This is a genomic window from Clostridium pasteurianum (genome assembly GCF_001705235.1).
Classification (GTDB): Bacteria; Bacillota; Clostridia; order Clostridiales; family Clostridiaceae; genus Clostridium_S; species Clostridium_S pasteurianum_A.
In genome coordinates this window covers 2639726-2660137 of record NZ_MCGV01000001.1, presented here as the reverse complement: position 1 = coordinate 2660137, position 20412 = coordinate 2639726, and the positions used below count along the sequence as shown (strand labels likewise).

General features: G+C 29.9%; 16 protein-coding genes. 6 read left to right on the top strand and 10 right to left on the bottom strand.

Annotated elements, in window-relative coordinates; all coding sequences use genetic code 11:
- Position 1: 1 nt before the first annotated feature.
- Genes BEE63_RS11845 through BEE63_RS11835 form a run of 3 tightly spaced genes read right to left on the bottom strand, consistent with a single transcriptional unit; the run spans position 2 to position 1883 of the window.
- The gene (locus BEE63_RS11845) at positions 2–637 is read right to left on the bottom strand and encodes an ABC-2 transporter permease (RefSeq protein WP_066021589.1); all 636 of its coding nucleotides are present in this window, start codon (positions 635–637) and stop codon (positions 2–4) included.
- Positions 630–1496 (bottom strand): ABC transporter ATP-binding protein, encoded by an 867-nt coding sequence (locus tag BEE63_RS11840; protein WP_066021588.1) that lies wholly within the window; start codon positions 1494–1496, stop codon positions 630–632. Before BEE63_RS11840 ends, BEE63_RS11845 begins: the two co-directional genes overlap by 8 nt.
- 12 nt (positions 1497–1508) lie before the next feature.
- Positions 1509–1883: a GntR family transcriptional regulator gene (locus tag BEE63_RS11835; protein ID WP_066021587.1), complete on the bottom strand. Its 375-nt coding sequence runs from the start codon at positions 1881–1883 to the stop codon at positions 1509–1511.
- Positions 1884–2027: 144 nt separating this feature from the next.
- Between BEE63_RS11835 and BEE63_RS11830 the strand changes: the two genes are divergently transcribed.
- The 5 genes from BEE63_RS11830 (at position 2028) to BEE63_RS11810 (ending at position 7348) form a co-directional block, all read left to right on the top strand.
- On the top strand, positions 2028–3245 hold the full coding sequence (locus tag BEE63_RS11830) for a sensor histidine kinase (RefSeq protein ID WP_066021586.1): 1218 nt from the start codon (positions 2028–2030) through the stop codon (positions 3243–3245).
- Positions 3238–3888, top strand: a complete 651-nt coding sequence (locus BEE63_RS11825; protein WP_066021585.1) for a response regulator — start codon at positions 3238–3240, stop codon at positions 3886–3888. Before BEE63_RS11830 ends, BEE63_RS11825 begins: the two co-directional genes overlap by 8 nt.
- Before the next feature lie 105 nt (positions 3889–3993).
- A complete protein-coding gene (locus tag BEE63_RS11820) occupies positions 3994–4929 on the top strand; it encodes an ABC transporter ATP-binding protein (protein ID WP_066021584.1) in 936 nt (311 codons plus the stop codon).
- A gap of 18 nt (positions 4930–4947) precedes the next feature.
- Entirely contained in the window at positions 4948–6132 is a 1185-nt protein-coding gene (locus tag BEE63_RS11815) for an ABC transporter permease (protein ID WP_066021583.1), read from the top strand.
- Positions 6133–6145: 13 nt separating this feature from the next.
- Positions 6146–7348 (top strand): ABC transporter permease, encoded by a 1203-nt coding sequence (locus BEE63_RS11810; RefSeq protein ID WP_066021582.1) that lies wholly within the window; start codon positions 6146–6148, stop codon positions 7346–7348.
- Positions 7349–7676: 328 nt separating this feature from the next.
- Here the strand turns inward: BEE63_RS11810 and BEE63_RS11805 are convergent, their stop codons facing one another.
- A complete protein-coding gene (locus BEE63_RS11805; protein ID WP_066021581.1) occupies positions 7677–9062 on the bottom strand; it encodes an MATE family efflux transporter in 1386 nt (461 codons plus the stop codon).
- 152 nt (positions 9063–9214) lie between these two features.
- Positions 9215–11275 (bottom strand): helix-turn-helix domain-containing protein, encoded by a 2061-nt coding sequence (locus BEE63_RS11800; RefSeq protein WP_066021580.1) that lies wholly within the window; start codon positions 11273–11275, stop codon positions 9215–9217.
- A gap of 418 nt (positions 11276–11693) precedes the next feature.
- On the opposite strand from BEE63_RS11800, the gene BEE63_RS11795 reads away from it, so the two are divergent.
- Positions 11694–12443, top strand: a complete 750-nt coding sequence (locus tag BEE63_RS11795) for a M15 family metallopeptidase (protein WP_066021579.1) — start codon at positions 11694–11696, stop codon at positions 12441–12443.
- A gap of 294 nt (positions 12444–12737) precedes the next feature.
- Here BEE63_RS11795 and bdhB read toward each other — a convergent pair whose 3' ends face one another.
- From bdhB to BEE63_RS11770, 5 genes are all read right to left on the bottom strand, one after another.
- Positions 12738–13913, bottom strand: a complete 1176-nt coding sequence (bdhB, locus tag BEE63_RS11790) for an NADH-dependent butanol dehydrogenase BdhB (RefSeq protein ID WP_066021578.1) — start codon at positions 13911–13913, stop codon at positions 12738–12740.
- 335 nt (positions 13914–14248) lie between these two features.
- The gene (locus BEE63_RS11785; RefSeq protein ID WP_066021577.1) at positions 14249–15418 is read right to left on the bottom strand and encodes an iron-containing alcohol dehydrogenase; all 1170 of its coding nucleotides are present in this window, start codon (positions 15416–15418) and stop codon (positions 14249–14251) included.
- A 180-nt stretch (positions 15419–15598) separates the two neighbouring features.
- A complete protein-coding gene (locus BEE63_RS11780) occupies positions 15599–16219 on the bottom strand; it encodes a VanZ family protein (RefSeq protein ID WP_066021576.1) in 621 nt (206 codons plus the stop codon).
- 18 nt (positions 16220–16237) lie between these two features.
- The gene (locus tag BEE63_RS11775; protein WP_066021575.1) at positions 16238–19471 is read right to left on the bottom strand and encodes a DEAD/DEAH box helicase; all 3234 of its coding nucleotides are present in this window, start codon (positions 19469–19471) and stop codon (positions 16238–16240) included.
- 118 nt (positions 19472–19589) lie between these two features.
- Entirely contained in the window at positions 19590–20357 is a 768-nt protein-coding gene (locus BEE63_RS11770; protein ID WP_066021574.1) for a hypothetical protein, read from the bottom strand.
- Positions 20358–20412 lie beyond the last annotated feature (55 nt).

Sequence of the window (20412 nt, the reverse complement as noted above, 5' to 3'; positions counted from 1 at the left end):
ATTACACTAACTCTTTATTACTGTAAATTCCAATTGAAATAATTAGAGATATTATTACTAATAAAATTGAACAAAATACACTAATAGTACATATGCCAGAATAAGAAATTCCCTTAAAGACATCTAATATTTTAGTATATTTAATTTTTTCATCAACGTACGACCAACCAAACCATATGGAAAAAAGCATTATCATAATAATATATTTTAACTTAGCATATCCAAATTTAAAATAAAGAGGTATACATATTCCATTCATTATACTAATGATAATGACATCAATTATTATATATTCAATTTTAAAGGTAGTAGGTCCCTTCATTAATACTGAAAGTATAAAATCAAAACTTATTTCAACTATAAAAAATATATAAGAGGATAAATATCTTGAAATAACCATACTTTTTCTTCCTACTGGCAAACTATTTAATATAATATAAGATTTATTTTTCTCATCAAAAAGAAAAGTATTTGACACAAATAGGTACTGAATCATAGAAGGAAGCCCCACAGCTATCAATATTCCCCAATAATCCTTTGAAAATACTGCCAGAATATTATAGAGAATTATGAATAAAAAACATGCAGCTAAACTTTTCTTTTGAATTGCTAAATCTTTGTAAACCAAACTAAACATTTTTCTCACCTCTTACTGTATATACCATGATATCATCCAAACTAGCCTTTTCAATCAAAACATTATCTTTAAATAGCCTTTTAACACTTCCTATATTATTTGTTAAAGCCTCGAAACCAAAAGCATTTTCATTTATTGAAACGAACTCCTTTTTAGTGTCCATATTCAAAAATTCCTTTTTACCTTTTACAATGGCATAATTCTCTAAAATATCATCTTTGGGCTCTGAAAATATTATTTCACCTTTATTTATGAAAGTTATATAATCCGCAACCTTCTCTAGGTCAGAAGTAATATGTGTAGAAAAAAATATAGATTTACGTTCATCCTGCAAAACAGAGCATAAAATTTCAAGCATTTCACTTCTAAAAACAGGATCTAATCCAGAAGTAGGCTCATCCATTATAATAAGCTCAGCACCATGTGATAAAGCAAGTGCAAGAGAATACTTCATTTTCATTCCCTTTGATAATTCCTTTATCTTTTTCTTTTTAGGTAAATCAAAGTCTGCAAAATATTTTTTAAAAACTTTTTCATCCCAGTATTTATAGAATGGCGCTATTATATTCTTCATCTCCACTAAGGTTAAATCCTCATAGAAATAATTTTCGTCATAAACAAATCCGATTTTCTGTTTTATCTCTTTCTCATTTTGTATATTATCAAGTCCAAAAACTTTTATATTACCTGAATTCCTTCTAATAAGATTCATTATGAGCCTTATAGTCGTACTTTTACCAGCACCATTTGGTCCTATAAATCCCATTATGTAACCTCTCTCTAAATCAAAACTTACATCTTTAAGCGAAAAATCATTATAGCTTTTATTTAACCCGTTAACCTCTAAAATATGCTCCATTTCCTGCCTCCCTCATTCATCTTTATATAAAACCTCTAAGATTTCTTTTAATTCATCAAGAGATAAATCTATCATCTTGCTTGCTTCAACTGCCTCTGTCAATTTTTCTTCAATTACCTTTATTCTGTTTTCTCTCAAAATTTCTTTATTTTGTCCTGCAACATATGAACCTTTTCCAGGCACAGTATCTATAAAACCATCTTCTTCAAGTTTTTCATATGCCTTTTTAGTAGTAATTACACTTATCTTTAATTCCTTAGCTAAACTTCTTATAGATGGAAGCGGTTCTCCCTCTGAAAGTTCGCCATTAAAAATAAGATTTTTTATCTGTTTTTCGATCTGTTCATATATTGGATCATTTGAAGAATTAGAAATAATTATATCCACGTTTTTTACCCCTTTGCAAATGAGTGTGTAATAATTTTGTATATGTACAGTATATACAGTATATACGCAATTGTCAATTAAAAAATTGTTAATCAAACTAAAATATTATATTATATATTAGTAAACTTAATTAAGGAGGGAAACATGGAAAAGTTCTTAGATTTTAAAAATTTTACATACATATTAATATCAAGATATTTAACTTACATATTAACATATATAGGCTCTATCGTTATGATTGGAAATAACCTCAAATCTATTGTTATTTTCACACTACTTTTTTCAATTGTACTTATAACCTCATCCCTAAGGGTATCGAAGACTTGTAGGCTTATGAATAAAGCTTACCTAAATAGATCTTACCTGTTTATACCCTCTATCATAACTGAACTTGTAACAATTACATTTGCGAATTACTATTTTTGTCACCTCACATTTGTGCTTATATTTATATCAGTAGTTGATATATTTCTATTTTTAAGTTTAAAAAAAGCTATTTTAGTTTCAATACTACCATACTTTACTTTAAGCTTAGTCACATGTTTCGGAGATAAAAATTTATCCTTTCAGGCTACTTTTTCAGATATTTTAGCTTACTTACTTGCGCTAACTTTCTTTGCTTGTGCGTCATACCTTTTAAAAACAACAATTTTAATGAAAGATAAGATGCAACTTTTATATTCTGAACTAAAAGAATCAAAAGAAGACCTTGAAACTGCAAATAAAAAACTTAAAGATTATTCAAAAAAGGTAGAAGAAGTTTCAGTTCTAAACGAGCGAAATAGACTCGCCGGAGAAATACACGATACAATAGGACACAGCCTTACAGCTCTAATTATGGAAGTAGACATATGCAATAAACTTATAGATAAAGACATTAATAAAACAAAGGTGGAATTAAAAAAGGCACAAGAGCTTGCCCGCTATTCACTTAGTGAAGTTAGAAAATCTGTTAGATCAATAAAATCAACTGATAAGCTTACTGGAATTAATGCAATTAAAAGTTTAATAAGTGACTACGAAAAAAGTACTGGCATTGCAGTCCATTTTAACATTTCAAGAAGACAATACAAGTTATCACCTGCAATTGAAGTTACAATTTTTAGGGCTGTGCAGGAAGCTCTAACAAACTGTGCTAAGTATGGACATGCAAGTAACGCCTATATTGACATATCATTTAAAGAAACTGGAGTAGACTTTTGTATTTCAAATGATGGACTAAGTTGCAATAATATAAATAAAGGAATTGGCCTAACTACAATGCAAGAAAGAGTAGAAGTTCTTGGAGGAAATCTAAATGTATCTGGCGAAAATAACTTTATTATAAATGGGTTCATTCCAGTGGAGGTAGAAAATGAATAAAATAAAAGTATTAATTGCTGATGATCAATCTATAATAAGAGATGGGCTAAAACTTATACTAGACATGGAAGATGACATAGAAGTCATTGGACTTGCAGCAAATGGTGATGAGGCCCTTAGCCTAACAGAAAAGCTGAAACCTGACGTTATTCTCATGGATATAAGAATGCCAAGGTGCGACGGAGTAATGGGAACGAAGAAAATAAGTGGGGCTTACCCTGATGTTAAGATAATAATACTGACAACCTTTCTTGAAGATGACTACATATTTGAAGCATTAAAATATGGTGCAAAAGGTTATCTGCTAAAAGATGTAGAATCTGATAAACTTGCTGATTCAATAAGAACAATTGTAAATGGAGGCGTCCTTATTGATCCTGCAGTGGCTGCTAAAATTGTAACTGGACTTGGAAACGGCAGCCAATCCAAAAAAGTTGAGTCTAAAATTACTGAGGAACTTACAGGAAGAGAAACTGAAATTGCGAAACTCATTGCAAATGGTAACACAAACAAAGAAATAGCAAAAGTTTTGTTCATTTCCGAGGGAACCGTAAAAAATCACGTAACAAATATACTTAGCAAACTTTACTTAAGAGATAGAACTCAAATAGCACTTTATGTAAAAAACCATGACCTAATATGAAAAAGGTCATGGTTTTTTTGTGACCTTAAAATAGGTATTTTAGCACATTTAAAAATTCCTAGCTGAATGTATACTTTAATCATAGTAAAGAAAGGATTGATATAAATGTGCCTTATTAAAATAGAAAATCTAGTTAAAAAATACGATAAAAACACTGCCGTTAATGGAATAAGCTTTGAAATAAATAAAGGAGAAGTATTTGGACTCCTTGGACCAAATGGTGCTGGAAAATCAACAACCATATCTATGTTGTCTGGCCTTTTAAAACCAACCGATGGTAAGATCCTAATTGATGGTAAAGACACTTCTAAATATCCAATGCTCGCAAAAAAAGCTATAGGACTTGTTCCTCAGGACATCGCTCTTTATCCAACTCTTACTGCCAAAGAAAATCTTTATTTCTGGGGAAGAATGTATAACCTATCTGGTAAATTATTAAAAGAAAGAGTTTCAGAAGTTCTTGAAATAGCTGGCCTTGAAGATAGAAAAAATGAAACTATTAAAAGCTATTCTGGCGGTATGAAAAGAAGGATTAATATAGCTGCAGCTCTTCTGCATCATCCGCAAATACTAATAATGGATGAACCAACAGTTGGAATTGATCCCCAATCTAGAAACCATATACTTGAAAGCGTTAAAAGACTTAATTCAGAGGGAATGACAATAATATATACAAGTCACTACATGGAAGAAATTGAATATCTCTGCACAAGAATAGGAATAGTAGATCATGGAAAGCTCATTGCAATGGGCAGCAAAGAAGAACTAAAAAAATCAGTTATTAAGCAGGACAAAATAGAAATTGAACTGTCACAGGTGAGTTCTTCAGTTTTAGAAAAGGCGAGAAAAATTCCTGGTATAAAAAGTTTAGATGTAAATGACACTAAAATGATAATAAATTCATCTAGCAGTAAAAACATTTTGTCAATTGTGCTTGAACTCTTTTCAAAAATGGATGTCAAAATACTTTCCATTAAAATAGATGAACCTAATCTTGAAAGCGTGTTCTTAAATCTTACCGGAAGAGCATTAAGAGACTAATTGAAAGGAGCTTATAAAATGAAAATCTTATATATAAGTTTTAAAGATCTATTCATCACTTTAAAAGATAAAAAATCTATGACACTTATTGTACTAATGCCCATTGTTTTAATATTTGTTCTTGGTCTTGGACTTAGCAATGAATTTAAAAGCACAAATGTAACAATTAATAAATTTGATGTTGCTGTGGCTGATAATGACAACGGGACATATTCAAAAGAATTAAAAAACATTTTAAAATCAAAAGAAGTTAGTAAAATGATAAACTATAAGAAAATGGACGAAGCTTCTGCAAAAGATAAAATTAAAAATGGACAATTGCCTGTACTTATAGTTATTCCTAAAGAATACTCTAAAAATATTACATCTGGCAAAAAAACCAGCATAAAAATTTACTCTGACCCTGGAGACACTGTTGATTCTAAAATCGTAGAAAGCTTTGTAAAAAGTTATACAGCTGACGTTTCTTCTGTTGAAGCAGCCGTTAAAGCCTCAAATGGACAGCTTAAAAATTATAAATTAGATGGTCACATGATAATAAATAAACTTATAACTCAGACTAAAAATAACAGTCCCACCCTCACCGAAAGTTCTTTAAAAGCCAAGAATAAACTTTCTGCTATGCAGTATTATTCTGCTGCAATGCTCGCAATGTACATTCTATTTGTAGCAAGTCTCGGCACAACCTCAATGCTTGAAGAAAGAGAAGATGGCACTTTGAAAAAATTATTTACCACTACTGCATCAAAGCTTCAAATATTCTGTGGCAAAGTTCTCGGCGTATTTTTTCTAGGAATTTTTGATGTTATTATACTTATCTCTTTCACTAAAATAGCCTTTAACGTTGACTGGGGGAATTCACTATCTGGACTTATAATACTATCGCTTGCAATGATATTTGCATCCTGTGGATTCTCAATATTCTTATCTTTAATATTTAAAACTGCAAAGTCTGTTTCTCTAACCAGTTCCGTTATAATTATGGTTATGTCTTTTATAGGCGGAAGTATGTATCCCCTATCACAAATGCCTGAGATTATGCAAACTGCATCAAAATTTGTATTAAATAACTGGGCCCTTAGAGGTTATCTGAGTTTAATGATGGGAAGCAGCATTAGTTCCATTATTACCCCATCTATAGTTTTAGTAGTTATCGGAAGTTTACTTTTACTTTGCGGTACATTTAAATTTAAATTTGATTAAGGATGTGATCTGCATGAGAAAATTTATTTATATAGGATTATTAAAGCTAAAGCTACTTACCAAAGATAAGATATCGCTTGCATCAATAATCTTAACACCAATAATTTTTGTTACAATTTTGGCTATAGGTTTTGGAAATTACAGCAGCAATAAAGACATAAAGTATCCTGTAGGAATCGTAAATAGAGATACTGGTAAATATTCAAAGCTGCTTATAAATATGATGAAAAATGATAGATACTTTGATGTAACGGAAGGCAGCTATTCAAAATCACGTGAAGACGTTGAAAATGGGAAACTATCAATGAGCTTTATAATTCCAAAGGACTTCTCATCATCTATAAAAAGTGGTAAAACTACAGATATTGATGTAATAAAACTTCAAGATAATGAAAACACCTCATCCTTTGGTATAATAGTTAAAAACTATGTTCAGCAGCTTTCCACTGGAATAAATGCTGAAAAAGCTTCATCTAGCTTATTAACATCGATGAAACTAATTAATGAATCTAAAAAAACTGAAATTGAAAATAGCATTGAAAAGGACTATTTAAAAAATATAAAAATACCCAAAAATACTTACAGTATAAATACGCTTCAAAAAAATGAATCTCATGCAAAAGACCAACTGTCCACCACTGCAATAGGAATAATAATAATGTTCATTACATTCTTTGTAAGCCTTGGTGCAGGATCAATACTTGAAGAAAAAGATTTCGGAACCTGGGCACGAACTGAATCCACTCCTACAAGAAATAGTACTATTATGCTTGGATATATCTTTGGCAATTTTATAATTGGATGGCTTCAAGTTGGCATACTAATTTTATTTAGTAAATATGTATTTAACTTAAATTGGGGAAATTCGCCTCTTGGTATAGTTATCTTGTTTTCATCATTTTTACTTGCAGCAATTGGGCTTGGAACTGCACTTTCAGCTTTCGTAAAATCAAAGAAACAGCTTTCAACTCTTATGCCTATAATTGTAATCCCAACTAGTTTAATTGCTGGCTGCATGTGGCCAAGGGATATAATGTCTGACACTATGCTGAAGGTTTCAAATTTTGTTCCACAAACATGGATTATTAAGGGAACTACAGATTTAATCACAAGAAGCTCAAGCATAAGTGCAGTTTACACACCATCACTTATTCTTTTAATTTTTGCAGCTGTATTTTTCATATTAGGGCTTGGTACCCTGAAGGTCGCCAAGTAACAATGCTTCGTCACATTAAAAAAATTCTATAAATCTAAGATAAAAAAAGTCGTAAAATACTAAGATATTTCAATAACTCGCTAAAAAGAAGCTCAGACAAATTGAAATAACTAAGTATTTTACGATTTTTTCATCAAGATTTATTAGAATTTTTTTAAATCGTTCCTTCAGCATTGTTACTTCGCTTATAAAATAAAAGCAAGGTAAAAATTCCTCCGTGCCTACGGAATTTTGGATAGCGTGGAGTTTTATAATAATACACCAAGTAGAATATAATTAATCCTACTCTTAAGTCTGATGTAAATTTTTATACAGAATCCATAGTCTGCTATGCTCTTGCACCAACTCTTTCTGGTAATTTGCCATCCTGAAATTCCTCTTTGAATGCTCTTTTTATAAAATACATAGACGTTAAAATAACAATTGTATCAGTTACAGGATAAGCTATAAATACGCCTTTCATTCCTATAGCATTAAATAAAATTACTGACAGCGGAATTAGTATAATAAGTTCTCTATAAATAGACAATATAAAACTTATTTTTGCCTCTCCTATTGCTTGATAATAGTATATTGTAACATAATACACTCCAAGCAGTGGAAGCATTGATATAACTACTCTAAATGCTGAAGCTGTATTGTGTACAAGTGCAGCATCTTTTAAGAAAAATCCAATTATAACATTTGCGCCTAATATGAATCCTATCCAGGCAACTGCTGAAACTATTATTACCGTCTTAAGTGAAAACTTTAAAATTTCCTTCATCTTATCGTATCTACAAGCTCCAAAATTATACCCTATTATAGGCTGCATGCCTGAACTTATTCCTATTATTGTTATAAACATAAACATGGATACTCTCGTTATAACCCCAAGCATGATTATGGCAGAATCGCCGCCTCCAGCATAAAGCACATTATTAAGCACAGCCGATACAACTGCATCCGCAATTTCTATTATAAAAGTAGAGAAACCAACCACTGTTATTTCTTTCAAAATACTTCCGCTTATTATGTTTGAATTAATATTCTTAAAAAACATAAAATTCTGTTTTTTATTCATCTTAAAGAATTCTACTGCTGCAAAAGAAAATGCAACGATCTGCGATATTACCGTAGATATACCACTTCCACGTATACCCATATGAAATTGTATTACAAAAACATAATTAAAAATTATATTTAATATTACACCAATAGTATTTGTGTAAAGCAAAATTTTAGTTTTACCAAGTGAAACCATAATATACGATAAAACAGCTGCTAAACAGAGGAAAATTCCACCAAATAGTATAATGGATACGTACTGATCTGTCATAGTATAAGTAATACTACTCGCTCCCAATGAATATATTATATTTTTCTTAAAAACAAATATTATACATGAGATTATGATAATAGAAATTATAGTTAGAAAAAATGAATTGATAACTATTTTCTTTAATTCTTTAAAGTTCTTTTCTCCTATAACTCTCGCTGAATACGTAGAAGCTCCAGCTGCTATTAAAAGTCCAATAGCTATTATGAGCTTTTGAATTGGGAATGCTATTGTCATAGCTCCTATAGCATTTTCTCCTATATACCTACCCGCAAAAACTGTATCTACCATATTATACATTTCATTTACAAAAAGAGAGAATATCGCAGGAACAGCAAACTTAAAGAGCAATCTCGATGGACTTCCATTTGATAAAGCCCTATTGTCTAAAGTCATTTTATCACCTCAATCTTTCCTACAATTAAATTATAATATTTATATGAGGTGACTTTCATCAACTAAAATGCTGATTTAAATGTACCAATATGTTATACCACTAAAATTTATAATCTATGATAAACACATATTAAACCAAATTTATGATTTTTTTATACCTCTTTTATTAAAATAAGCACAGCACCATAACCTTCAAGTGTAGTTCTTATATTGAATATTGTACTTTTTTTAATTTTTTTAAAGTATATCCTCGGAAAAGCAGCTTTATGTAGTATTTCTTTTTCCTCCTTGTTCAATCTCTTAGGTTTACCCATATCAACCCAATAATTGTAGGATGAACCCATACTTTCATTTATTTTATACATTACTATCCTTATAGATGATGGTATATTAACTATATTTAAGGATATCTTCTTTTCAGTTACATTCTTCCTGCCTTTAAACTTTGAAAAGTTATCAAATACATTCAGTGTATCTATACCTTCATAGTAACTGTACAATAAAATTTGATATTCATCTTCACTTTTAGTTACTACATATCCATCTCCCTTACACACAAAAGTGTCCCCTAATTTATTCATAAGATAACAAGCATAATACGATGGTTTTTTTATACCTTTATCATTTACAAGCCCGGGATATCCAAAAAATACTTCATTTGTAAGCTTAACTTGCTTATCTAAAACATCAAATGCTCTCAAAAAATTATTTTGTTTGCTATTCATACTGTTGTAAATTATAAACGGAATCATATATGCAGTATCATAAATAAAATTTGTACTATCATTATAGTAAAAAACATCTTCCATCGCTTCAAGTTCGTAATCCCCTAAGAGTTTTTTTATCTTTTCCCGTGTACTAACCTCCATTGACGCTGCAAATTGAAATTTAAAAGAATTTATATTAACCGTATCCACTTCAGTAAAATAATTTATAAGAGATTTTAATGCTACAATAAACTGATCTTCTGTAAATTCCCTATCATCTAAAACTATAATTGCACTTATACCCACATAATCTAAAAATTCAAATACGTCACTTGCTCTATTCCAGTTATAGAATTCAGAGCCAGGAAATATACCCATATCAATACTTATTACATTCAAAATTCTCACATACTTAAATCCTATTTCACTTTGAATCATTTCAAGTATATCCCGATTGTCCTCTATAAGAAGCTCAAATGCATCGCCTATATCAATTATATCTTTAAAGCTTTTGTGAAATTCGCCCATGTCTTCTGCCATATTTATGTATATCTTAGTTATTTTCTCTTCATAATTAAACCTATCATAATCCTCAAGATAATTAACTATTTTATCTACACTATCTTCAATCTTTAGATATGTAATCTTCTTTTGCTTTTCATAAGTTTCCTCATCTGCTTTATACTTTTTTCTAAACTGATTAGGTGAACATTTAAAGTGAATTTTAAAATGCTTATTAAAGTATCTTACATGAGAAAAACCGACCTCTTCTGAAATTTCAGTTATAGTTTTATCCGTATCCAAAAGAAACTTTAACGCTTCATCCACCCTAGTTAAATTGAGCAAGTCAGTAAAACTATATCCTGTGGTATCCTTAATTTCATGTGATAAATAATGTGTACTTAAAAATTCCTTTTTGGCTATATCCTGAAGCGTTATATTGTCATTATAATTATTAAATATATACTTAGTTATACGATGATACCTTGCGAGCTGTTCTTCATTATCCTTTAATTCTTCTCTCTCACTAGTTAAATAATGAAAATTGTTAATTAAGTGATAAAGTATTTCAACAAGTATATCTTCTATTTTATTATCATAGTCTTCCTGCTTTTGGACAATCTCACATACTACTCGAGATAAATACTTCCTTAAAATTTCATACTCTTCGCCTTCCTGAGCATTGTCATCTGTTATATTAGTATAAAAAAACATGTTTTGAATATCACTAAAATATTCCTCAAAAAAAGTAGGATCTATGTGAAATACAAGAATTCTATTATCTTTATCATCACTGCGGATTCCATGTGCCTCATCTATATTTATTATTTCAATATCATTTTCAACAAGTTCATAATTATCAGAATCAATAGTTACATTAAAATTGCCCTTAAGCACATACAATATTTCAATAGCATTATGCCAGTGTACAGGGTACCGCATTACATTAGCATATGATATTATAACCGGCATCTTCTCTGGATAGGTTATATATTGTCTTCTCAAAATTAAACACCCCTTAACCCATTTTTATATAAATTTTAATCATTATTATCATAATTATTTAACTATAACATATATTACTGACAGCTTTTCTTAATATTATATGTAAAATATTGTCATTAGTATCGTTATATGTAAATTTTATTGACTATTTTAACTATTATGTTTATAATGTTTAAAAGAGTTATGTTGATAATTTAATTATATAAAATTTTGAACACTATGTATAATATTTATTTAAGTGTTCTATTATTATATAATAGACTATTAATAAAATTAGCTTATGTGTATAGTAAAAAAGCTCTAGTATTTAATACTATTCAATGTCTAATTTCTTATTTTAGTTTACTATGGTAGGAAACGTTATCATTTTATTGGCAATTTAACCGCTTTAATGCAATGAAGGGAGCTTTTTAAAAATATGAAAAAATTAATATTGTCACTTGTACTTATCAGTACAATATTGGCTTCAACTATTATTATATATAACAATCAAGCAAGTAAAAAAATAGCAAATACTAAAACTCAAATTGGTAAAACGAAAAAAAAGCCCAGTGTATCTAAAAAACAAAAAGCTAAAATAGTAAAAAGACAAAATATATTAATTGTAAATAAGCAAAGTAAACTATCAGGGAACTACGTACCACAAAACCTAAGAGTTCCAAACGTAAAATTCATAAGCTATGCAGCTCCAAACGTAAGGCAAATGGAAGGAGAGGCTGCCACAGCACTTGAAAATATGTTTAATGCAGCTTCAAAGGATGGATTTACACTTTTAGCTGTGTCTGGATACAGAGATTACAATTATCAGCAAAAACTTTACACAGAAAAAGTTAAAAGGGACGGAAAAGCTGAGGCTGACAAATACGTAGCTGAACCAGGAACTAGTGAACATCAAACAGGTCTTGCAATGGACTTATTATCAACTGAGTATACTTCCCTAGATGATGGTTTTGTGAATACAAAGTCTTACAAATGGCTTCAACAAAACTGCGGAAAATATGGTTTTATAATACGATACCCTAAAGACAAAGAAAATATTACAAAATACAATTTTGAGCCATGGCATGTACGATTTGTTGGTTTACCAGCATCTAATACAATCATGACTAAAAACATTACTTTAGAAGAATATTTAAATGAACAAAATAACAGTGATTTGGAACATTAAATAAAACCCATAAGTCTAAGCTTCAAATTATAAAAATACTAAGTCTTTTTATAATTTGAAGCAAGACTTATTGAATTTTATTTAAATTGTTCCAGATCACTGTTATTTTTGTTTTGAGAGTAAGGTTTTGAAGTAAAAAGGGATAACAATCATATACGGGGCTTGGGTCAAAGACCCATTATCCTCTTTAAGTATCAATAGGCATTTTCTATATTATTACTAACAACTTCATGTTAGCAATTTTAAAATTGCCCAATCCTCATATATGATAATTATTCTAAAATTCAAACCTCATTATTTAAGTGACTTCTTAAATATTTTAAGTACATCGTCTGCATTTACAGGCATAAGATTTCCTATGGTTCCTCCGCTTAGTTTTACAGACTCTTTTGCCATTACTTCTAGGTTTTCTTCTCCAATTCCAACTTCACTTAGGGTTTCTGGAATTCCTAATGTATTGACAAAATAATCCTTAGTCTTTTTTATAGCTTCATAAGCAATTTCATAATTATCCTTGTTCTTATCTATTCCCCATACGTTTACACCATATTCTACAAACTTATATAGTGTATCACTGTTTAAAATATAATCCATCCAATTAGGTGTCAAAATAGCAAGTCCAACTCCATGAGTTATATCGTAAAAAGCACTAAGTTCATGCTCCATCAAATGTACACTCCAGTTAGTGTCCTTTCCATAAGTTAAAAGTCCATTTATTGCAAGACTTGATGCCCACATTAAATTTGCTCTAGCCTCATAATTACAAGGATCTTCAAGTGCAATTTTGCCATATTTGATGCATGTTTTTAAAAGGGCTTCTGCCATTCTATCCTGAAGATAAGCTGTTTTTGTAGGACTAAAATACACTTCAAAAATATGGCTCATAATATCTGCTGTCCCTGCTGCTGTTTGACTTTGAGGTACTGTAAAAGTATATGTTGGATCTAATATTGAAAACTTAGGTGCCAAATCAGGATGTGCAGCAATAAGCTTTTCATGAGTATCCATATTATTTATTACAGCCCAAGAATCCATTTCTGATCCTGTTGCTGCAATAGTAAGCACACTTGCAATAGGGAGCACTTTTTTTATTTTAGAACTATCTAAAACTACATCCCATGGATCTCCATCGTAATAGTATCCAGCTGCTATTGCTTTTGCGCAGTCTATTGCACTTCCACCACCTACAGCTAATACTAATTCAACATTGTTTTTTCTACATAAATCAATTCCCTTTTGTACTGTTGTTATCCTTGGATTTGGTTCTACTCCTTGGAGTTCACAAAAACTAATTCCATTTTCTTTTAATATACTTACAGCTTTATCATATATTCCATTTCTTTTTATGCTTCCTCCTCCATAAACCATAAGTACTCTTGAACCATACTTTTTAACTTCCTTGCCTAAAACATTGATTTTGTCTTTACCAAAAAAAATTTTAGTTGGTATAGAATATTCAAATTCAACCACTTTAACCCCTCCTGTTTATTTACTATTTAATTATATTTTACTATTGTAACAAAATATTACAACGATTTTTTGTCAGGTGGGACCATTTTTAATATATATTTAACAACTAAGAAGTAAAAAAATTAAGAATTGAGAGTAAAGAATTAAGAATGAATGAGGATTTTCCACCGCTTTGCTATGTAAAATCTACATCTTATAATTGAATCCATTTCCACTAGTGGAAATGGATTCAATTATAAGTTTAAAGTTTTTTCTCAGCAAAGCAAAGAAAAAATTACATTCATTCTTAATTTTTTAATTCTTAATTCTTAATTTTTTTCAAAAGCTTTTTATAGCTATAGTGATTTTTTTAATATTTTCAAAACATCATCAGCATCTATTGGCCTTAAACTTCCAAGAGAACCTTTTGCATTTTTAATTGCCTCATTTGCCATTATTTCTAACTTTTCTTCTCCTATTCCAACTGCCTTAAGTGTAGAAGGAATGCCCAAAGAATCAAAATATTCCCTAGTTTTATTTATAGCTTCATGTGCTATTTCATATTTGTCTTTATTTTTATCTATATCCCAAACATTTACTCCATACTCAACAAACTTATATAAAGTATCATCATTTAAAATATATTCCATCCAATTTGGAGTTAATATTGCAAGTCCAACTCCATGAGTTATATCATAAAATGCACTAAGTTCATGCTCTATAGGATGGCAGCACCATTTTCTATCTTTTCCAAGTGCTATAAGATCATTTATTGCAAGGCTTGATGCCCACATAAGATTAGCTCTTGCTTCATAATTTTCTGGATCATCAATAGCTATCTTTCCATACTTTATGCATGTTTTTAAAAGTCCTTCTGATATTTTGTCCTGAACATAAGCACCTTTTACACCGCTAAAATATTCCTCAAAAATATGACTCATAATATCAGCTGTCCCTGCTGCTGTTTGTCCCTTAGGTACTGTAAAAGTATATGTAGGATCTAGTACTGAAAATTTAGGCTTCATATCTTCATGTGCAGTACCTAGCTTTTCATTTGTTTTCATGTTTGTTATTACTGCAAATCTATCCATTTCAGAGCCTGTAGCTGCAAGAGTAAGTATACTTGCAATTGGAAGAACCTTTTTTATTTTAGATGGATCTTTCACTATATCCCAAGCATCACCGTCATAATAATATCCTGCTGCAATAACCTTAGCACAGTCTATAGTACTGCCCCCTCCTATTGCAAGTACTAATTCCACATTATTTTCTCTGCATATATTAACTCCCTTTTTTACACTTTCTATCCTAGGGTTAGGTTCTACACCAGAAAGTTCACAAAAACTGATATTATTTTTCTTTAGTATTTCTACCGTTTTATCATATATTCCATTTCTCTTTATGCTTCCACCACCGTAAACTATAAGTATTTTTGTAGCATATTTTTTTATTTCTTCGCCTATTACGCTTATCTTTCCTTTACCAAAAAAAATTTTCGTTGGTATAGAATAGTCAAAATTTTGCATATTTTTACCTCCCTTAGTGTTAAATTAATAATTTCCCTAATTACATTTTACTATCTTATAAACTTAATACAAGAGCTTGCAACGTTATTTTTTATTATCACAAATGGAACATCTAAGCCAACTAGTAACCTTAACAAAAATTAAAAGCTTAATAATTACGAAAATCAAGACCGTTATAATTTATATACTACCAAAACAAAAAGTACATATAATTGCAATAATAACGTATAAATAAGGTTCTAATTTAATACCTAGGGTGTCCTTGGAACAAATATTAACTGCTGTTCTATTCGCAAGTTTATAAAATATCTTTCTCATAATATTAAAAAACACAAATCCACACATAGTACCTAGAATATTCATTATTAGATCATTGATATCAGTTTCACGAGAACTTACAAATAATTGGCTAATTTCAATAGTAAGAGAGAAAATTGCTCCATAACATACTGTCCACAGTAATTTACGGTATCTTGTCCATAAAGCTGGCAATAGAAATCCAAAAGGTATAAAAAGCACTATATTAAGTATATCTGTAAATTCAAATCCGACCTTAAATGGCATCAAATTTATATGAGGATTAAATATTGGCTTATTTAATTGTAATAATATTTGCCATTCAGATAGAGAAGGGAATCCTACTAATTTTAAAGAAATTACAAGATACAATATAAAAAAATATCCAAATAAGTAATGCTGCCATCTTATTTTATTTCTAATATGCTTACTACTTCTACTTAAGAAAATATTTATCATAGTTACTATAAAAATAGATACTATGCTGCTTATCATTATATTCATTTTTTCTCCTTTCTAATATTATTCAAAGAGACTAATAATATCCTCATCAGTTAATGCGGTAAGATTTTTATCACTTGAGAGTTCATCACCTAAAAGATTTTCAGCAAGTTCTCTCTTATCCTTCTGGAGAGTTATGATCTTTTCTTCAATAGTACCCTGAGCTATTAGTTTTATAACCTCTACAGTATTATGCTGGCCTATTCTATGTGCTCTATCTGTTGCCTGATCTTCAACTGCTGGATTCCACCATGGATCAAAATGAATGACTACATCAGCAGACGTGAGATTAAGGCCTGTTCCCCCTGCCTTTAAACTTATTAAGAAAACAGGATTTGAGCCATTATTAAAATCATCTACTATTTTCATTCTATTTTTAGAAGATATTGTCCCATCAAGATAACTATATTCTATTTTCTCGTCCTCTAATCTTGAGGCTATATTCTTTAATACAGAAGTAAACTGTGAGAATACAAGAGTCTTATGTCCTTCATCTATACTTTGACTGAGGATTTCTACAAGTGCCTCAATTTTGGCACTACCTCCCTTATAATCCTCCATAATAACAGAAGGGTCAAGGCATATTTGTCTGAGCTTTGTTATATACGCAAGTATCTCTATTTTACTATTTTTAAATTCATCAAGCTGAACCTTTTTCTCAATTAAATTAATTGCATAATCAGCATAAGTCTTATAAACTTTTTTCTGCTTATTATCCATGCTAACAGTTACTATTTTTTCTATTTTAGGCGGAAGTTCTTTTATAACTTCATTTTTCTTTCTTCTCAAAATAAATGGTTTTATAAGTTTATTTAAATCTTCAATTACAGCAGGATCCTCTTTTAGCTTTTTATAATATCTAACGCTGAACCTATTTTCATCATAAAGGTATCCTGGCATTATAAAATCGAATATAGACCAAAGCTCCATAACTGAATTCTCCACAGGTGTACCTGACAGCGCAAATCTATTTGATGCTTTTACCTTTTTTACAGTAACTGCACTTTGAGAATGCGGATTTTTTATATACTGAGCCTCATCTAATATGCAATAATCAAACTGAAGGTTTTCATATAAATCAAAATCCCTCTTTAAAAGATTATATGTTGTTATAAGTACATCAAATTTTTCTATGTTTTTAATTATTAATTTTCTTTCGCTTTTTGTACCATTGACGGCTGCGGTTCTCATAGTTGGTGCAAACTTATCAAACTCTTGAATCCAATTATATACTAACGAAGTAGGCACTACAATTAAAGTCTTTTTACTTACATTGGACAATAAAAATGTGATTACCTGAAGAGTTTTTCCAAGTCCCATCTCATCTCCAAGTATTCCTCCAAAGCCAAAATAGTCAAGAGTTTTAAGCCAGTTATAGCCAACCCTTTGATATTTTCTAAGACTTCCCTGCAATTTTTCAGGTTCCTTAAATTTAAGCTTTTTAACGTCCTTGAATTTGTCCCTAACTTCTTCTAACTCGCTTTTCCCTTTAATATATCTAATATCATTTTCTTCTATGTACTCATCAATATAAACACTCTTGCTCTTAGATATTTCTACCCTGTTATTTTCAATCTTTTTAGGTGCAATTGAATCTATAAGCTTCAAAAACTTCTTAATCTCAATATCTTCAAGATCAATAAATTCACCACTTTTAAGCTTATAATATTTTAAATTATTGCGAAAAGCTCTTAATATATTTACCGTTTCTATAGGTGGTATATCGGCTATTTTAAATTCCATTTCAAAGTAATTGTACTTGCCAGTTCTTATATTTCCACTTATATTATTGCTATTAATATGTTTTATACCTCTGAAATTTTCAGAATAAAATACCTCACCTACATTTTGCAATCTAAATATTTCAGTCTTAAAAAAAGTAAAAGCATAATCTTCTCCAAACCCTAAAACAAACTTATTTTGGACTTGTTCAAATCTAAGCTGCCTTAAGAGCTCCAGCACCTCAGTTTCTCTTCTTGAATCTCTGTAAATTACTTTTCCTTTATAATCTTCAAATATATTAAACTCAATGGTTCCATATTTAACCTTTGTCGTAAGTATAATTTTTTCATTTCTTCTATCAAAGTAAAATTTAAATTCACATTTTGCCATTACTATCTTATTCCGTATATCTTCCGAAAGCCGTACATTTTGTGATAATATCTTTAGATTAGGTATTAATTTTCTTAGTATAGTACCTTCACTTTTGCGTGACAATTTAACCTCTTTTGCTCTACTAAATACCTCGAAATATGGATTTATTCTCTCACAGTACTCATAATTAGGTATGTATATATCAACTCCATATAAAAACACATCATTCTTTGAGCTAAGCGATACAGGCATTCCATCTGGAATACTTAAAACATAGTCATCTTTATTTTCTTTTAGAGAGAATCCTATAGGTGGATTTTCCTCTATAATTTCCACCTCTGAATTTAAATTAAACCCTTCATTTAAATATACTCTATGATTTTTTATAACCTGAAAAAATTCCCTCACAAGATAATCGGGAACATAAACATATTTACCAGTTACCGCCGCTTTTTTTGCCTTTCGTGAATAGTAAGATGCTCTATCGATATTTATAATCATCTGAATAAAATCAACAAGCTTTTTGTCCTTAACTGAAAGCCTTTGCTTTTTCATATTTAGGATAAGCTTTTTACCATACGGTATTGGTATATTTTGATATATAGCTAAAAGAAAACTATTTATATCCTTTAATATGTATAGACCATTTGAATTCATATCTTTTGTGCCTATTTTAAGCTCAAAATAAATTTTACTATTCCATTTATCTCTGTTTACATATACCTCTATTTTAAGCTCCTCTTTTAAGTTCTCATCCCCTAAAAGAAGTGATAAAGTATCCTTTAATTTGCCATTTCTATTTGCTTTTATTTCTTTTTTCTTGTTTAAACTTGGGCTCTTTATAAGTTCATCGAGTACCTTATAAAAAGTTGCTATTAAATGCTTACAGCAGTAATTTTTTTTGGACTCATGGTTCTCATAATCAGAACAACTACAATAAGTTGATGCTATACTTTTATCTGTACAATCTATCTTTATTCTCGTATTATATTGGTTAAAAAGGCTTTCAGATATAACTCTTCCATTTATGTTTATATAGTCATCTTGCTCTTCGATAGTTGCATCAGAAACTAAATCATTATTAAGCACTCTAAGTCCTTTAGTCTGATTCTTGCCTGATATACTTTCATTGAATATCTGAAGCATTTCATTTCTATTCATAATATATCTCCTACTTTTCTTTCTTAAAGAATATATCTATCATAAAATACTTAGTATTTAAAATCAATATTAATAACAAATATAAAAGGCGAACTCTTAAAGCAATTTCTTTACGAGTTCACCTTCCTTTTAATATAAACAAAGTTTGATTTTGAATAAGTCTTATAGTAACATGCATCACCATACTCTGTCTTAACCTTTTAGGGGCTTCCATTTTGTGATTTTGTGAGCTTTTAATCTTTTGACCCTTTTCATTTAATTCCTCAAATTTAACATGCATAAGCTCACAGCATATCTTTTCCTCTTCCCTATAGGAATCTATAAACGTCCTTTCATCATTAACGTTTATTATTCTTAAACTTTTATTACTGCCATAAAAAACAGGTTTAACAATATATTTAACTTTTGTTACACATCTAAAAGGCACATTAACAATAATATTTTTTACTTTTCCATCAAATAAATTACTATTGCTTCTTTGCTCACAATATTGAATACTCTTTATTACAGTTCCATTTAAAAAAAGCATGTTTGTTTCAGGAATTAGCTTACAGTTTCCAAGCTTTACTTCCTTACTTACACTATCTATGCACAAAATAGGTTCTTCTAAATCAACAACATTTTCTATGTTAATATTCACTGTCACCTCTGTTATTATGACAGGCATACGCACAGGAATAAAACCATCCCTAATTTTAAATTTAACTAAATCACTTTCACATTCCATAAGTGCATCATTATTGGAAGGTTCATCATTAATCAACTTATCATTATCAGGCTCATCATTAACCTGATCAAGTTTTTTCTCCTCCTGCATTTTATTTATTTCTTCATGGTCTTCACATCTTTTATGTTTATGATGATGATGTCTTCCATGCTTATGCAATATAATTCACACTCCAAATATTATTTTAATGAGGACCAGAATGCCTTCTGATCCC

Bases quoted from the DNA above. Each gene is read 5' to 3' on its own strand.
- BEE63_RS11775 (WP_066021575.1), bottom strand. From the start codon at position 19,471: ATGAATAGAAATGAAATGCTTCAGATATTCAATGAAAGTATATCAGGC.
- BEE63_RS11810 (WP_066021582.1), top strand. From the start codon at position 6,146: ATGAGAAAATTTATTTATATAGGATTATTAAAGCTAAAGCTACTTACC.
- BEE63_RS11785 (WP_066021577.1), bottom strand. From the start codon at position 15,418: ATGCAAAATTTTGACTATTCTATACCAACGAAAATTTTTTTTGGTAAA.
- BEE63_RS11805 (WP_066021581.1), bottom strand. From the start codon at position 9,062: ATGACTTTAGACAATAGGGCTTTATCAAATGGAAGTCCATCGAGATTG.
- BEE63_RS11780 (WP_066021576.1), bottom strand. From the start codon at position 16,219: ATGAATATAATGATAAGCAGCATAGTATCTATTTTTATAGTAACTATG.
- BEE63_RS11815 (WP_066021583.1), top strand. From the start codon at position 4,948: ATGAAAATCTTATATATAAGTTTTAAAGATCTATTCATCACTTTAAAA.
- BEE63_RS11820 (WP_066021584.1), top strand. From the start codon at position 3,994: ATGTGCCTTATTAAAATAGAAAATCTAGTTAAAAAATACGATAAAAAC.
- BEE63_RS11825 (WP_066021585.1), top strand. From the start codon at position 3,238: ATGAATAAAATAAAAGTATTAATTGCTGATGATCAATCTATAATAAGA.
- BEE63_RS11845 (WP_066021589.1), bottom strand. From the start codon at position 637: ATGTTTAGTTTGGTTTACAAAGATTTAGCAATTCAAAAGAAAAGTTTA.
- BEE63_RS11795 (WP_066021579.1), top strand. From the start codon at position 11,694: ATGAAAAAATTAATATTGTCACTTGTACTTATCAGTACAATATTGGCT.
- BEE63_RS11840 (WP_066021588.1), bottom strand. From the start codon at position 1,496: ATGGAGCATATTTTAGAGGTTAACGGGTTAAATAAAAGCTATAATGAT.
- BEE63_RS11830 (WP_066021586.1), top strand. From the start codon at position 2,028: ATGGAAAAGTTCTTAGATTTTAAAAATTTTACATACATATTAATATCA.